13 protein-coding genes are annotated in these 15,421 nt (G+C 51.2%); 12 read left to right on the top strand and 1 reads right to left on the bottom strand.

Annotated elements, in window-relative coordinates; translation table 11 throughout:
• The first annotated feature begins 37 nt into the window (after window positions 1–37).
• The 3 genes from LC508_RS08000 to trxB all read left to right on the top strand — a co-directional run bounded on the left by LC508_RS08000 (window position 38) and on the right by trxB (window position 3,067).
• Complete coding sequence (locus LC508_RS08000; protein ID WP_033141383.1) at window positions 38–1,561, top strand: HAL/PAL/TAL family ammonia-lyase; 1,524 nt, start codon at window positions 38–40, stop codon at window positions 1,559–1,561.
• A 248-nt stretch (window positions 1,562–1,809) separates the two neighbouring features.
• Window positions 1,810–2,136 carry a thioredoxin gene (gene trxA / locus LC508_RS07995; RefSeq protein WP_033141384.1) on the top strand — a complete coding sequence of 109 codons (327 nt, stop codon included), beginning with the start codon at window positions 1,810–1,812 and terminating at the stop codon, window positions 2,134–2,136.
• Window positions 2,137–2,155: 19 nt separating this feature from the next.
• A complete protein-coding gene (gene trxB, locus LC508_RS07990) occupies window positions 2,156–3,067 on the top strand; it encodes a thioredoxin-disulfide reductase (RefSeq protein WP_033141385.1) in 912 nt (303 codons plus the stop codon).
• Between the two features lie 68 nt (window positions 3,068–3,135).
• On the opposite strand, the gene glsA is transcribed toward trxB, so the two are convergent.
• Window positions 3,136–4,056 (bottom strand): glutaminase A, encoded by a 921-nt coding sequence (glsA, locus tag LC508_RS07985; protein ID WP_052099447.1) that lies wholly within the window; start codon window positions 4,054–4,056, stop codon window positions 3,136–3,138.
• A 239-nt stretch (window positions 4,057–4,295) separates the two neighbouring features.
• Here glsA and LC508_RS07980 point away from each other — a divergent pair, with 239 nt between their 5' ends.
• The 9 genes from LC508_RS07980 (at window position 4,296) to LC508_RS07940 (ending at window position 15,295) form a co-directional block, all read left to right on the top strand.
• Window positions 4,296–5,015, top strand: a complete 720-nt coding sequence (locus LC508_RS07980; protein WP_033141386.1) for a DUF5058 family protein — start codon at window positions 4,296–4,298, stop codon at window positions 5,013–5,015.
• A 13-nt stretch (window positions 5,016–5,028) separates the two neighbouring features.
• Window positions 5,029–5,793, top strand: coding sequence for a hypothetical protein (locus LC508_RS07975; RefSeq protein ID WP_054353616.1), 765 nt, complete (start codon window positions 5,029–5,031; stop codon window positions 5,791–5,793).
• Window positions 5,794–5,804: 11 nt separating this feature from the next.
• Window positions 5,805–6,980, top strand: a complete 1,176-nt coding sequence (locus LC508_RS07970) for a M20 metallopeptidase family protein (RefSeq protein ID WP_103732966.1) — start codon at window positions 5,805–5,807, stop codon at window positions 6,978–6,980.
• Window positions 6,981–7,063: 83 nt separating this feature from the next.
• Window positions 7,064–8,374 carry a helix-turn-helix domain-containing protein gene (locus LC508_RS07965; RefSeq protein WP_103732965.1) on the top strand — a complete coding sequence of 437 codons (1,311 nt, stop codon included), beginning with the start codon at window positions 7,064–7,066 and terminating at the stop codon, window positions 8,372–8,374.
• A 12-nt stretch (window positions 8,375–8,386) separates the two neighbouring features.
• The gene (locus LC508_RS07960; RefSeq protein ID WP_103732964.1) at window positions 8,387–10,177 is read left to right on the top strand and encodes a S9 family peptidase; all 1,791 of its coding nucleotides are present in this window, start codon (window positions 8,387–8,389) and stop codon (window positions 10,175–10,177) included.
• Between the two features lie 177 nt (window positions 10,178–10,354).
• Window positions 10,355–12,397 (top strand): urocanate hydratase, encoded by a 2,043-nt coding sequence (locus LC508_RS07955; RefSeq protein WP_118743533.1) that lies wholly within the window; start codon window positions 10,355–10,357, stop codon window positions 12,395–12,397.
• A 23-nt stretch (window positions 12,398–12,420) separates the two neighbouring features.
• Window positions 12,421–13,674, top strand: coding sequence for an imidazolonepropionase (gene hutI, locus LC508_RS07950; protein ID WP_054352853.1), 1,254 nt, complete (start codon window positions 12,421–12,423; stop codon window positions 13,672–13,674).
• A 35-nt stretch (window positions 13,675–13,709) separates the two neighbouring features.
• The gene (gene ftcD / locus LC508_RS07945; protein WP_054352854.1) at window positions 13,710–14,603 is read left to right on the top strand and encodes a glutamate formimidoyltransferase; all 894 of its coding nucleotides are present in this window, start codon (window positions 13,710–13,712) and stop codon (window positions 14,601–14,603) included.
• Between the two features lie 56 nt (window positions 14,604–14,659).
• Entirely contained in the window at window positions 14,660–15,295 is a 636-nt protein-coding gene (locus LC508_RS07940; RefSeq protein WP_033142737.1) for a cyclodeaminase/cyclohydrolase family protein, read from the top strand.
• Window positions 15,296–15,421: the final 126 nt, after the last annotated feature.

Genomic DNA, 15,421 nt, shown 5'->3' with positions numbered 1-15,421 from the left:
TTGTCCCTGCGTGCGTCATTTAGCAGCGGAGGTATATATGGAACTTGTTACATTAGGAGGAAAAAATTCCCTGGAGCAGGTAGTGGCAGTAGCCAGATACGGGGCAAAGGTGGAATTTTCCGCAGAATACAGAGCGAGAGTCAATGCGTGCAGAGCACATGTGGAGCGTTTCAGCAGGGAAGGAAAAGCAATCTACGGTATCACTACGGGCCTGGGGGACAACTGCAGGAAATTCATTCCCGAGGAGGACAGAGTCAAGATCCAGAGAAACCATATTCTGGCCCATACGGTTTCCGTGGGGGAGCCGCTCTGTGAGGAGGGGGTCAGGGCCATGATGTTTGTCATGCTCCTTCACTTTGGAAGCGGCCACACCGGTTTTCGTCTGGAAACCCTGGAACTGATAAAGGAACTGCTGAACAGGAACATCACGCCCAGGGTGCCGAAGCACGGTTCTGTGGGCTACCTCGGCCTGGAATCACACATCGGCATGGTACTGATCGGGGAGGGAAGAGCCTGGTATGAAGGAGAACTTCTTTCCGGCGCGGAAGCCTTAGAACGCGCAGGCTTACAGCCCGCCGTCCTTGGCTCAAAAGAAGGCCTTACCCTTGTATCGGGAACCACATCCGTGACAGCCCTTGCCTGCCTGGCCTATTACGACGGCACGGTTCTTGCCAGGACAGCGGATGTGTCGGGTGCGTTCTCCCTGGAAATGCTCAAGGGAACGTTAAAGGCAATGGATGAAAGGCTCATGCGCGCCAGACCCCATCCGGGCCAGATGCAGACAGCCGAGAATATCAGACATATCTTGTCCGGCAGCCGGATCGCGGAAAAATACAGAGATTACCGCGTCCAGGACGCCCTGTCCCTGCGCTGCATGCCCCAGCTTCACGGCGCAGTGAAAAAGACATTGAAGGACGGCCTGGAGTCCATTGATATTGAATTGAATTCCTCTGTGGACAATCCTCTTATTTTTGAGGAGAACGGGGAGGCAGAGGCCCTTATGGGATGCAACGCGGACGGCACATACCTGGGCATGGCTTCAGATTTCCTCTGCATTGCCCTCACAGATCTGACCAAAATGGCAGAGCGCCGTACAGACCGGCTGGTCAACCGGCATCTGAGCGAACTGCCGCCTTTTTTAAATGCCAGTGCAGACTTCAATGACGGCCTTATGATGATCCAGTACACGGCAGCCGGCCTTGCAGGGGAGATGCGTCTTCTTTCCCATCCGGCTGTGGTAGACAATGTGCCTACCTGCGCCAACCAGGAGGACTATGTGAACATGGGATACAATGCCGCCAGAAAAGCCTGTGACGCGGTGGAGACTGCCCGGTATATCCTTGCCATTGAGCTGATCTGCGCTGCCCAGGCCAAAGAATTTTACCCGGCTGACCAGTCTTCCCCGGCTATCGAGGCGGTCTACGCGAAGATCAGGGAGGTCATGCCGCCGCTGAATGAAGATGCCGCACTGGAGCCTTATATCGAGGCTGTGCAGAACCTGATTTTAGAAGGTGAGATCCTGAAGGCAGTGCAGAATGCAGGTGTGGACGTAAAATTGTAAAACTGCAAAACGCGAATAGAGAAACAGACAGGCAAATCGGCTGGTTTGCCTGTCTGTTTTCGTATGCCATGGTTCTGCCCTGACAGGAGAACAGACAAATTACCACAGCATTCAAAAAAATGTATGCTGCCTATTGACAAATTTAACTGTAACTGATATAGTGACAGTAAAGGAACTGTAAACAATATCAATACAGATAAAACAATCTCCGGTACTCCCGGAAATCAAATACGAAAGGATGATAGAGCATGTCAGTAAACGCAATCGAAAAAACAAAATTCCAAACAGAGGTATTAGAATCCGAAAAACCGGTAGTCGTGGACTTCTGGGCTCCATGGTGCGGCTACTGCCGCAGGCTTGCCCCTGCGGTGGAAAGGCTGGAAGCTGAAATCGGCAGCAAAGTCACAGTGGCAAAAGCGGACATCGACGAACTGCCTGAAATTGCCCGGCAGTACGAGATAGACACCATCCCTACCCTGATCCTCTTTCAAGACGGAAAGGAAGCAGACCGCGTGGTCAATCCTCCCTCCCAGGACGCGGTAGAAGAGTGGTTAAAAACAAATCAGGTCATCTGACAAACAGGGAGGAATACAAATGAAACGGGATATATACGACGTGGCAGTTATCGGCGGAGGGCCCGGCGGATACACCGCTGCCCTCTACTGTGCCAGAAGCGGACTTTCTGTTCTGGTTCTGGAAAAAATGTCACCGGGTGGACAGATGGCAACCACCAGTGTTGTGGATAACTACCCCGGATTTGAAGAAGGAATCGACGGATTCGAGCTTGGGGAAAAAATGCAGCGTCAGGCCGAGCGGTTCGGCGCTGAGACATCTTTTGTAAATGTGACAGCAGTTGATCTGAAACAGGATATCAAGACCATTGAGACATCCAAAGGCCAGGTAAAAGCCAGAGCGGTTGTCCTCGCCACAGGCGCATCCCCAAGAGAGATCGGACTGCCTGAGGAACCATCCCTGCGCGGACGTGGTGTTGCCTACTGTGCCACCTGTGATGGGATGATGTACCGCGATAAGACGGTAGTTGTGGTGGGCGGAGGCAACAGTGCGGCAGCAGATGCCCTGTACCTGTCAAAAATATGTAAGAAGGTCTATCTGGTCCACAGAAGAGACACGCTGCGGGCCTCCAAAGTTTACCTGGAACCGCTGAAAAACAGCAGCGTGGAGTTTATCTGGAACAGCCAGGTAAAAGAAATCCTCCACGAGAAAAAAGTGACAGGTGTTGTGGTTGAGGACAAAAAAGGGCACCGGAAAGAAATCCTCTGTGACGGTGTCTTTGCAGCCATAGGCAGGATTCCCGACACCAAACTGTTTATCGGCCAGACAGAGCTTGACAGCCAGGGGTATATCCTGGCGGATGAGACGACCAGAACGAATCTGCCGGGTGTGTTTGCAGTAGGGGATGTGAGAACAAAACCTCTGCGCCAGGTTGTGACAGCAGCATCAGACGGAGCTGTGGCCTCCCATTTCATAGAGGAATATCTGGCATAGATCATTTTATGAAAAGCCTTCTGCAGGTATGGAAATCATATCTGCAGAGGGCTTTTTTCAAACATGCTCTAAAAGAGACTGCAGTCAAGCTTATCAGCCAGATATTCCAGGATTTTAATTCCCCCGATACTGTTTCCCTTCTCATCCAGCGCCGGTCCGTACACTCCGATACCCATCCGGTCCACAACCACAGCCGCGATTCCGCCGCCCACGCCGCTTTTGGCGGGAAATCCCACCTTCATGGCAAACCTTCCGGAACCGTCATACATGCCGCAGGTGAGCATCAGCGCACGGAGCGCTTTGGCGCAGGAAGGTTCAATGAGATTCTCCCCTGTAAAAGGATTCGTCCCATGGTTTGCCAGCACAGCGCTGAGATTGGCAATGTCAAGGGCCGTCACATCTACAGAGCACATCCGGAAATAAAAATCCAGACATTCCTCTACATCTCCCTCCAAAATTCCCGATGCCTTCAGGTAGTAAGCCAGGGCACGGTTCCGGTCCCCGGTGCTTTTTTCGGACAGATAGACATTTTCGTTGAGGCAGATCTCGTCATTGTTGCACAGATGCCGGATGTAGGTGAGGAAACGTTCAAACCGCTCCTCTGTATCCTTACCGTCAATACAGCTGGCCACGGTGATGGCACCTGCGTTGATGAAAGGATTGAAGGGGCGTGTCTTTGTTTCCAGCTTTATGATCGAATTAAACGGATCACCGGTAGGCTCCACACCGACCTTGTCCTGAAAGAGGTATTCCCCGCCCCTGTCGTGCAGGGCAAGGATCAGAGAGACCAGTTTGGAAATGCTCTGAATGGTGAAGGGCCTGTCATAATCCCCCTCTTTTAAAATCTCCTGATCCAGATTTACAATGCAGACACCGAGCTGGTGTTTGTTTACCCGGGCAAGTTCCGGGATGTAATCTGCCGGCTGTCCGAGTCCTGTAAAGCATTTTCCGTAGGACAGGGCATCGTGCAGACAAGCCTGTGATATCATGTGTTTTGTCTCCTTTATCAAATCGTTCTTTATTTCCATTGTACATCAAAAAAGATTTCTGGCTACCCCGCAAATGCCACGAAAAAACCACCCGAAAATTGTATATTATTCACGAAACAGAAGAAAAATATAAAAACATATTGACTAAAATGCCGGAATGATTTATTGTACAATTAACGTACGTTCTTTAAATGTTCTTTTAATAAAAAAGAGAACCCAATACAACAGGAGGAAAAATAATGAATTATTTTGACGTGGCGAACAGCAGACTGCTCTACGTGCTGGTGGGCATAGGGCTGCTGTACATTTCCGGACTTGTGGTGGTGTTTATGCGCAAAGCCTGGAGGCGGGCACTGGAACTTGGAATCCCCAAAAAAACGATCCTGGAGGTTGTCAAATCCTCTGCCGTGTTTACCGTGATCCCATCCATCTCTGTAATTATCGGACTCTTCTCCCTCTCCGCAGTGCTGGGAGTTCCCTGGTCCTGGTTCCGGCTCTCCGTGGTGGGAGCTGTGAGCTATGAACTGACAGCAGCGGAAATGGTGTCGGACGCGCTGGGATTCCAGTCAGCGGGAGCCATGGCTGCAGCCAATAATTACCAGGTGTTCGGAGCAATTATGTTCGTAACCAGTATATGCATTTTGGCGGGAATGATAACAAATATTTTCTGCGCGAAAAGAATTCAGGTGAGCATGACGAGATACAGAAAAAGCAAGGGCGCCTGGGGAGCTGTTTTCAATTTTTCATTTGCCGCGGCCCTGGTCGCTGCTTTTATCCCCTACATCATTCTGGGAGGTTCCGTGGGGATCGTAGTGCTGATCGTAAGCGCCTGCGTGTCGGCTGTCATGTTCTATATTGTGGGAAAATACAAAATACAGTGGCTTGGCAGTTTTATCATGTCAGCGGCTCTCATCATGGGTATGATCGCTGCGGTCATGGCCACCAATATTCTGGGATAAAGGAGAATTGAGAATGAACAAAAACGGATTAAGCGAATACACCAATTCGGTCCATCGGATCGGCAGGATCGGAACCGTGATCGCCATTGCGGTCATGCTGGGAATTCCGGTTACCATGTGTACAGATTTTGACATGTGGCCAAAAGCAGCAGATCTGCTCATGTTCTGCGGCGGCCTTCTGGCTCTGTATGTTCCCACGGGGATTGTGGAGTCTGTCACTTACACTCCCATTTTAGGCTCCTCCATTTACATGAGCCTGATCACCGGAAATGTGTCAAATATTAAGCTGCCTTGCGCACTCAATGCCCTTGATATCGCCAAAGCAGAGCAGAATACCGACGAGGGGGATGCGGTCTGTACCATAGCCATTGCCGTCTCCTCTCTGATCACCATTGCTGTTGTCATTGTGGGCGTGCTGATGCTGGTTCCGCTGCAGCCGCTTTTAAGCTCCCCCACAGTTCAGGTGGCAACCTCTTATATGCTGCCGGCACTCTTCGGATGTATGTTCATCCGCCTTATGGTGACGAACCCGGCAGGCGGCAGGATCACGGGAAAGTGGAAGATGATGATACCGCCCATTCTGTTTTTGCTGGCTATTCTGGTGTTTGTGACAAAGTTAAACAGGGGAATCGGTGTGCTGATCACCATTCCGGTCATGATCCTCTCCTCCTGGCTGCTCTTTAAGTCAGGACAGGTCAAGGTCATACAGGAAGGACAGCCATCTGCAGAGGAAAAGCAGCCAAATACCGTAAAAAATGAAACGATCACAGAGAAATAAAGGAGAAAAAAATGAACGATTTAGAGAGAGCAAAAGCAATACTTCCGGAGATGACCGCAAACAGAAGATTTCTGCATCAGAATCCGGAGCTTGGTATGAACCTGAAGGTTACCACAGAATTTGTCATGGAGAAGCTGCGTGAAATGGGCATTGAGCCGAAGCTCTGCGGAGGATGCGGCGTCACTGCCCTTATCGGCAAAAAAGAGGATGGCCCGGTGTTCCTTTTAAGGGCAGATATGGATGCCCTGCCCATGAAGGAGGAGAGCGGCCTTCCCTTTGCGGCTAAAGGCGATACTGCTCACTGCTGCGGCCATGACATGCACACGGCCATGCTTCTGGGTGCTGCGAAGATATTAAAAGAGCAGGAGGAAGAACTTCCCGGACGTGTTAAGCTCATGTTCCAGCCGGGCGAAGAGACCCTGGAAGGGGCAAAAGCCATGATCGCAGACGGAATCCTGGAAAAGCCCCATGTGGATGCTGCCATGGGAGTACATATGGCGCCTCTGGCTCCTGCCGGATTTGTGGGATACAATGCGGGAGTCGTGTGTAATTCCAGTGACCTGCTGGAAATTTCCATTGAGGGAAAAAGCGGGCACGGAGCAAGCCCTCATCACTCGGTGGATCCCATCAATGTGGGCCTGCATATCCATCTGGCCCTTCAGGAGCTGATCGCCAGGGAGGTAGACCCCCAGGATCAGGCGGCCCTGACTTTCGGAGAGTTCCACAGCGGGGATGCCAAGAACATTATCCCGAAGACGGCATACATGGGCGGCACTTTAAGAACCGTGAGACAGGAGACAAGGGAATATCTGCTGGCAAGGATCAAAAACTGTGTGGAGATGACCGCCGAAATGTTCCGGGCAAAGGCAGAACTGAAAATACCCGCCTCAGTCAGCGCGCTGACAGTGGATGAGACATGCGCGGATATTGTTGGAAAAGGATTTGCCGAAACACTGGGAAAGGCAGCCGTCCGTGTCAATCAGACGACTTCCGGCTCAGAGGATTTTGCTGAGGTGAGCCGTCTGGTACCCTCCATGTTCTTTGCAGTGGGCGGCGGGGACCGGAAACACGGCTATGAATTCTCAGCACACCATCCGAAAGTCCGCTATGATGAGACGAGCCTTGTAAGCGGCGCTGCGGCCTTTGCCTGCGGTGCGAAAGCATATCTTGCGGCGAAGGTGAAGTAGTAGTAAACTGAATATAACGATAGCAGGTCTGTGCGGTTGCTGCGCAGGCCGCAGGAAAATATTCTTTGGAAAGGTGGCAGACGATGAAATACAGAACAGCAATTATCAGTACAGAATTTATGGATACCAGGGTGAAGGAGGCAGTCCTTCCCTTTGAGGAGCACTGTACGTTTACCACCTATTATTATAAAAAATCATCGGAGATTCCGGAAATCTATAAAAGCATTGAAGACAAGTATGACGGATTCATTGTAAACGGCATTATTTCAAGAGCCATGCTGCGCGCAGCCTGCCCGGATACAAAGAAGCCCATTGAGACCTTTCATGTGGATATGCTGGCTTATTATCAGGAGCTGTTTCGCCTCATGACGCTGAAGCCGGATCTGAAGGCAGAGCGCCTCTATGCGGATTTCATGATGGGGAAAAATATCAGGGAAGCTGTGGAGAACGGCACGCTGGATGCGGAGGGAGAGAACTTCTGCAGTCTGGTGGCACATATGAGCCTGGAGGAGTTAAAAGAACTCCGCTTTAAGATGGTGGAGGATGTGCGCGGAAAATGGGAGGCAGGCCGGATCGACCAGGTCATCACAAGGCTCAGTACAGCAGCAAAGGATTTTGAGGAGATGGGGATTCCCTGCCACTTTGTATATCCGGGCATTCCTTACATGCGGGATGTGATAAAGCAGCTCCTCATGACCCTTGAGATGGACAGGATGAAGGAGAGCATGCCTGCAGTTATCAATATCACTGCGGACAGAGGCGGACAGGAGCGGGATGAGCTGGGAGAGCTTGCCATGCAGACCGCGATCCTGCAGTTCTCAAAGGAATATGACTGCGATTTTATGCTCCAGAGACATGCCTCTGTGTATGAGGTCTATACCAGTGCCGGTGTGGTAGACAGGATCACGGAAACATATTCTGTCTGCATGCTGAAAATATATCTTGAGAAAAAAACAGGAGCCCGGGTATGCATCGGATACGGACTGGGAAGAGATACCACGCGCGCCAGACTGGAGGCCATGAACGCCAACCAGGAGTCCATGATGCATCCTCAGGGCGCCAGCTATGCCATCGATGAAAACGAAAACCTGATCGGCCCTCTGGTCTCAGGAAACTGTATGGTACTGTCCACAACCCCTTCTGAGAAGTATGCCGAAATGGCAGAAAAGACAGGGGTATCGGCACTGACCCTGCAGAAGATCTGCACAGTGGCCCGGAAGCAGGAGGAAGGAAGCGTAACCGCCCAGCTTCTTGCGGACAGCCTGGGTGTCACAGTGCGCGCAGCCAGCAAATACCTTCAGAAGATGGTGACTGCAGGCGCCGCGCAGGTGGTGGGCACCAAACAGCGGAAGACAAGAGGAAGGCCGGAACAGATCATCCGGATCTCCGATTAACGGAGATGGATTATGGGAAATGTAAGAGATTATCTGACAGCATCAAAATGCAGCTGCCCTGTATGGGGAGAGGAGGATACCATTTATTACCTGGATACCAGGGATGGTGCACCTCAGATCTGGGAAAAGGACCTGCGTACGGGAAACAGCAGAAAAAGAACACATAACAGCGATAAGATCAGCCGGATGCAGTTTGGCAGAGGGCAGATATTCTTCGCCATGGATATGGACGGGGATGAAAATGAACAGATATACAGCATCGGCGCAGACAGCGAAGAGGTCACGCCTGTTGTATATCATCCGAGAAACGTGCGCAGCCATCTGGGGGATGTGGGCAGTGAATGGGTGTACTATGCCTCCAACAAAAGGCTGCGCTGTATTTTTGACATCTGCAGAAAGAATCTGGAGAACGGAAAAACGGATATATTAATAGAAGGAAAAGACGCAGTCTGTCTTCCTCTTTGTGTAAGCCCGGATGAAGAACTCCTTTTATATAGTAAAAGAACTTCATTTGCTGACATGCAGATATACTGCAGGAACCTTTTGACCAATCAGGAGACAAAGGTGAGCCCCAAACGTCAGTGCGCCATGGAGGACAGCCCGGTGTGGCTGGGGGACGGAAGCGGCTTTTATTTTATCAGCGACAGGGAGCGGGAGTTCAAACGAGTTCTGTTCTGGGACAGGGAAACAGGCCGGACGGAGGAGGTATATGAGGTAAACTGGGATGTCACGCATATAGCCGTGTCGGGAAAGGACCGGTATCTGGCTGTTGTGGTCAATGAGGACGGAGATTCCGGAATCCATATTCTGGAGACAGAGACAGGAAAAGAGATAGAGATTCCCCGTATCCCCAGGGGAACCATTGGGGATGAGGAGCCTGTCACATGGTCAGAGGAAGGATACAGGCTGCTTTTTTCCTTTGAAAGCGGCAGCAGGATCCAGAATATCTGGCTGCTGGACATAGAAAAGGGAATCTTGGAACAGGTGACGGAAAATGAACATATGACTGTAAGGCAGGAGGATTTGACAGAGCCTGTGCTGTGCCGTTACAAGAGCTTTGACGGCCTGGAGATTCCATACTGGCTCTATATCCCCAAGGGGATACCCGCCGGGAATCTGCCGGTGGCTGTCTATATCCACGGAGGACCGGAATCTCAGATCCGACGCTTCTACGAGGAGACCATCCAGTACCTGGTCAGCGAAGGCATTGCAGTGGCAGCCCCCAATGTGCGGGGAAGCACAGGATACGGCAAGACCTATCAGGATCTTGACAATAAGGAAAAGCGTCTGGACGCAGTGAGAGACATCGAGGCGCTGGTGAAGCATCTGACAGAGAACGGGACTGCGGATCCAAAGCGGATGGCAGTCTTCGGAAGAAGCTACGGGGGTTATATGACCCTTTCCTGCGCGGCCAGGATGCCGAAGCTCTGGGCCTGTGCAGTGGAGGTTGTGGGTATGTTTAATCTGGTAAGCTTCCTGAAGCATACGGCAGGATACCGAAGAGCTGCCAGGGAGGCTGAGTACGGAAGCCTGGAACAGGACAGACAGTTACTGGAAGACATCTCCCCGGAGGCAGTCATTGAGAATCTGGAATGTCCGCTTCTCATCGTGCACGGAGCCAATGACACCAGGGTGCCTGTGAGCGAGGCGGAGCACGCGGCAAAACGTCTGAAAGCCCTTGGAAGAGAGGTGGAATACCTCTGCTTTGAGGACGAAGGACACATGATAATTAAGCAAAAAAACAGAATAAAGTATATTTTGACCGCAGCAGAATTCCTGAAATCGCATTTGTTGCAAAAATAGCCAAAATACTTTCTGGTGTATTAGTACATTTTCCCTTTATCAGACTAAAATGGAGAAGGGATTTCGGTTAAATTATCTAAAAAAAATTCAAAGCATCGTAGAACTTTATCAGAAATAGACGTTTTTTAGACTGTCCCAATGATAAAATCATAAAAAAAGTAAAGGAGACGATGTGAAATGAACAATGCGGAAATCGGAAAAGCAATGGTAATCAAACTGGATCCCGTTCTGCCGGAGTACCCGACCTTTAAAGAAGGTGTCAGAAGAGCCCCGAAAAGAGAGCTGACCCTGAACAAAAGAGAGATCAAGCTGGCGGTAGCAAACGCCCTCAGATATGTGCCGGAAGAGCTGCACGAACAGCTCGCACCGGAATTTTTAGACGAACTTCTGACAAGAGGACGTATCTACGGATACCGTTTCATGCCGAAGGAAAGGATCTACGGAAGACCGATCGATGAATATAAAGGAAAATGTGTGGAAGGAAAGGCATTCCAGGTCATGATCGACAACAACCTGGACCATGATGTTGCCCTTTACCCCTACGAGCTTGTTACATACGGAGAGACCGGCCAGGTATGCCAGAACTGGATGCAGTACCAGCTCATCAAGAGATACCTGGAGGAGCTCACAGACGAGCACACCCTTGTGATGATGAGCGGCCATCCCATGGGCCTGTTCAAATCCCACAAGACCAGCCCCCGTGTCATCGTGACCAACGGCCTGATGGTGGGAATGTTCGACAACCCGGAGGACTGGGCAAAGGCCACAGCCATGGGCGTATCCTCCTATGGACAGATGACAGCCGGCGGCTGGATGTACATCGGCCCGCAGGGCATCGTGCACGGAACCTTTAATACTATCCTGAATGCAGGACGTAAGTTCTTAGGCGTACCGCAGGACGGGGACCTGGCAGGCCATCTGTTCGTTACGAGCGGCCTGGGCGGAATGAGCGGTGCACAGCCAAAAGCTATAGAGATCGCAAGAGGAGTGGGTATCGTAGCAGAGGTGGATGCCTCCCGTATCGAGACCCGCCACAGCCAGGGCTGGGTGAGCCTGGTGATCGAGGATGCCGCTGAGGCGTTCCGTGTGGCAGAGGAATATATGGAGAAGAAAGAGACCGTATCCATTGCGTACCACGGAAACATCGTTGACCTGCTGCAGTACGCAGTGGACAACAACATCAAGATAGAGCTGTTATCTGACCAGACAAGCTGCCATGTGCCGTACGACGGAGGCTACTGCCCGCAGGGCCTGACCTTTGAGGAGCGCACGGAGATGCTGGCAAACGATAAAGAGAGATTCTGCGAGCTGGTGGACCAGACCCTGGTAAAACACTACCACCTGATCAAGACCCTGGTGGAGAGAGGCTCCTACTTCTTCGATTACGGAAACTCCTTCATGCGTGCCGTGTTCGATGCGGGAGCAAAGGACATCGCCAAGAACGGCGTGGACACAAGCGAAGGATTCATCTTCCCGTCCTATGTGGAGGATATCCTGGGACCGGAGCTGTTTGACTACGGATACGGCCCGTTCCGCTGGTGCTGTCTGTCCGGCAAGCCGGAGGACCTGCGTGCCACAGACCATGCAGCCATGGAAGTGATCGACCCGAACAGAAGGAGCCAGGACAGGGATAACTACATCTGGATCCGTGACGCGGAGAAGAACAAACTGGTAGTGGGCACCCAGTGCCGTATCCTGTACCAGGATGCCCTGGGAAGAAGGGACATCGCGCTGAAGTTCAACGAGATGGTAAGGAAGGGAGAGATCGGACCGGTGATGCTGGGCCGTGACCACCACGACACAGGCGGAACAGACTCTCCGTACAGAGAGACCTCCAATATCTATGACGGATCCAACATCACAGCGGACATGGCAGTACACTGCTATGCAGGAAACGCAGCCAGGGGAATGAGCCTGGTAGCCCTGCACAACGGAGGCGGAGTCGGCATCAGCAAATCCATCAACGGAGGATTCGGAATGGTGCTGGACGGAAGCGAGAGAGTGGACGAGATCTTACGGGCAGCGATCCCGTGGGATACCATGATCGGTGTATCGAGAAGGAGCTGGGGAAGATGCGAGCACTCCATCGAGACCGTAGCAGAGTACAACAAGACAAGGGAAGGGCAGGATTACATCACCATGCCGTACCTTGCAGATGAAGATATGATCGAGAGAGTATGCAAAGACGTTGTAGTGGAAGAGCATCACGCACATCACTGAGAAGCAGGAAAAGGAGATAAGACATGAAGAAACGTTACATCCGCCATGCCTCCGAGCTTGTGACCTGTAAGGGCAAAGCGCCGAAGCATGGAAAAGAAATGTCAGATATCGGCCTGATCTATGACGGCGCAGTGATCATCCATGACGATAAGATCATCGCTGTGGGCACCACAGAGGAACTGGATAAACAGGTAAATTCGGAAGAATACGAAGTGATCGACGCAGCGGGCAAAACCGTTATGCCGGGATTCGTGGATTCCCATACACATTTCATTTTCGGCGGATACCGTGCAGATGAATTCTCCTGGAGACTGAAAGGTGACAGCTACATGTCAATCATGGAACGCGGCGGCGGCATCAACGCCACCGTGGTTCCCACCAGAGAAGCTTCAGAGGAAGAACTGATGGAAGCCGGCAAAGAGCGCCTGAACCGCATGCTGGAATTCGGCGTGACAACCGTGGAAGGCAAGAGCGGCTACGGCATGGACTGTGAGACAGAGCTGAAAATGCTCCGTGCCATGAAGAAGTTAAATGAGACCCATCCGGTGGACATTGTATCCACATTTTTGGGCCCTCACAGCGTACTTCCCCAGTGGAAGGGAAAAGAAAGAGAATTCCTGGACGAACAGTTAAACCATGTAATGCCAAAGGTAAAAGAAGAGAATCTGGCAGAATTTGCGGATATCTTCACAGAGAAGAATGTGTTTACCGTGGAGGACTCCGAGTATTATATGACAAAAGCAAAGGAGATGGGCTTTAAGCTGAAGATCCATGCAGATGAGATCTACCAGCTTGGAGGCTCTGAGCTGGCGGCGAGAGTGGGAGCGGTTTCCGCAGACCATCTGCTGAAGGCATCCGATGAGGGCATCCGCCAGATGCGGGATGCCGGTGTGATCAGCACCATCCTGCCCCTGACTGCTTTTGGCTTGAAGGAGGAGTATGCCCCCGCAAGGAAGATGATCGACGAGGGCTGCGCAGTTGCACTGGCTTCTGATCTGAATCCGGGAAGCTGCTTTTCCAACTCCATCCCCCTGATGGTTGCCCTTGGATGCATTTACATGAATATGTCCATAGAGGAAGTCATCACAGCTCTGACCATCAACGGCGCAGCCGCTGTTGACCGCGCTGACAAAGTGGGAAGCATAGAGCCGGGGAAAGCTGCGGACATTATTTTCCTGAAATTCCCGTCCATTCATTTCATGCCGTATCATACCGCCATCAACCTGGTGGAGACGGTCATCAAGAATGGCGATACTGTTTATCATAAAGAGTGGTAACCCTAAATTCATTAAAACATAAAGGAGAAAATATCATGGATAGAATTATCGAATGCGTACCTAATTTCAGTGAAGGAAGAGACAAAGAGAAAGTCGAAAAGATCGTTGACTGCTTCCGTAACAGAGAGGGCGTTAAACTTTTGGACTACACTTCCGATGAAGACCACAACAGAAGCGTTGTAACCGTTATCGGTGAGCCGGAGCCATTAAAAGACGTAATGGTTGCAGCAATCGGTAAAGCAGTGGAACTGATCGACATGACAAAACATCAGGGCCAGCATCCCCGCATGGGCTGTGTGGACGTTGTTCCGTTCATCCCCATCCGCGGCGTGACAGTGGAAGACGCTGACGCAGTGGCAAAAGCAGTGGCAAAAGAGGCATCTGAGAAATTCGGACAGCCGTTCTTCTTATATGAAAAATCAGCGACAGCTCCTCACAGAGAGAATCTGGCAAAGGTTCGCCAGGGACAGTTTGAGGGTATGGCTGAGAAAATGAAAGACCAGGAAAAATGGAAACCGGACTTTGGCCCGAACACCATCCATCCTACCGGCGGTGTGACAGCGATCGGCGCAAGAATGCCTCTGATCGCCTACAACATCAACCTGGATACTCCAAATGTGGAGATCGCACAGAAAATCGCAGATAAGATCCGTCACGTAAAAGGCGGCTTCCGTTTCTGCAAAGCTATGGGCGTTATGCTGGAAGACAGAAATATCGCACAGGTATCCATGAACCTGACAGACTATACAAAGACTTCTGTTTACACTGTATTTGAAACCGTACGCATGGAAGCCAGACGCTACGGTGTCAATGTACTGGGCAGCGAGGTAGTAGGACTGATCCCGCTGCAGGCTATCGTTGACTGCGCAGAATACTACTTAGGCTTTGAAGGCTTTGATTCCAAACAGGTTCTGGAGACACGTCTGTAAGAAAACGGCAGGACACTGCACGTAATATAGAGTGGAATAAAGAGAGGTTATACGACATGAAAAATATGACAGTAGAACAGTTTGCCATGCAGACAGCCTCCAATGAACCAGTACCGGGGGGCGGAAGTATTTCCGCCCTTGCTGGTGCCCTGGCGGCAGCGCTGACAGAGATGGTGGCAGGACTCACCATCGGCAAGAAAAAATACGCGGAAGTGGAGGAGGAGATGAAGAAGGCAGTTGCTCCCATGCATGAGATCTGTGAGCATCTTCTGGATGACATCAAGCGCGACAGCGAATCCTTTGACCTCTACATGCAGGCACTGACCCTTCCAAAGGAGACAGAGGAGGAGAAAGCAGCCCGTACGAAAGCCATGCAGGACGGCTTAAAGGCAGCCGTTGCGGTTCCTTTATCTGTGGCAAAACGCGCCTATGAGGTTATGCCCTACGCGGAAGTTATGGTGACAAAAGGCAACAAGACAGCAGTGACCGACGCACTGGTAGCCACTATGATGGCCAGAACTGCAGTACTTGGAGCCCTTTTCAATGTAAAGATCAATCTGGAATCCATCAAAGACGAGGCTTTTGTGGAAGAGACCGCCAAAGAAGTCGCAGTCATAGAAAAAAATGCTCTGGCATACGAGAAAAAGATTCTGGCACAGGCCGGTGTCTCCAAGAGCACAGTGGAGGAATGAGAAAAAGCCGATTGACTTCGGCTTTTCCAGAAGGTTCCGTGTACGCGGAGGTTTCTGCAAAAGCCGGAGTCGACGGATTTTTGCGCGGAGGAAAGAAAGAAAAGAATATGTAATGCAGAAAGGAGA

Source organism: Blautia parvula (assembly GCF_020215665.1).
GTDB lineage: Bacteria > Bacillota > Clostridia > Lachnospirales > Lachnospiraceae > Blautia > Blautia celeris.
The sequence above is the reverse complement of the archived record's forward strand: the minus strand, read 5'-3'. Positions and strand labels throughout refer to the sequence as shown.

Excerpts from the sequence above, each read along its gene's own strand:
- ftcD (WP_054352854.1), top strand. The coding sequence starts at position 13,710 with ATGGATAGAATTATCGAATGCGTACCTAATTTCAGTGAAGGAAGAGAC.
- LC508_RS08000 (WP_033141383.1), top strand. The coding sequence starts at position 38 with ATGGAACTTGTTACATTAGGAGGAAAAAATTCCCTGGAGCAGGTAGTG.
- trxA (WP_033141384.1), top strand. The coding sequence starts at position 1,810 with ATGTCAGTAAACGCAATCGAAAAAACAAAATTCCAAACAGAGGTATTA.
- LC508_RS07955 (WP_118743533.1), top strand. The coding sequence starts at position 10,355 with ATGAACAATGCGGAAATCGGAAAAGCAATGGTAATCAAACTGGATCCC.
- trxB (WP_033141385.1), top strand. The coding sequence starts at position 2,156 with ATGAAACGGGATATATACGACGTGGCAGTTATCGGCGGAGGGCCCGGC.
- LC508_RS07940 (WP_033142737.1), top strand. The coding sequence starts at position 14,660 with ATGAAAAATATGACAGTAGAACAGTTTGCCATGCAGACAGCCTCCAAT.
- LC508_RS07970 (WP_103732966.1), top strand. The coding sequence starts at position 5,805 with ATGAACGATTTAGAGAGAGCAAAAGCAATACTTCCGGAGATGACCGCA.
- LC508_RS07980 (WP_033141386.1), top strand. The coding sequence starts at position 4,296 with ATGAATTATTTTGACGTGGCGAACAGCAGACTGCTCTACGTGCTGGTG.
- glsA (WP_052099447.1), bottom strand. The coding sequence starts at position 4,056 with ATGATATCACAGGCTTGTCTGCACGATGCCCTGTCCTACGGAAAATGC.
- LC508_RS07975 (WP_054353616.1), top strand. The coding sequence starts at position 5,029 with ATGAACAAAAACGGATTAAGCGAATACACCAATTCGGTCCATCGGATC.
- LC508_RS07960 (WP_103732964.1), top strand. The coding sequence starts at position 8,387 with ATGGGAAATGTAAGAGATTATCTGACAGCATCAAAATGCAGCTGCCCT.
- LC508_RS07965 (WP_103732965.1), top strand. The coding sequence starts at position 7,064 with ATGAAATACAGAACAGCAATTATCAGTACAGAATTTATGGATACCAGG.
- hutI (WP_054352853.1), top strand. The coding sequence starts at position 12,421 with ATGAAGAAACGTTACATCCGCCATGCCTCCGAGCTTGTGACCTGTAAG.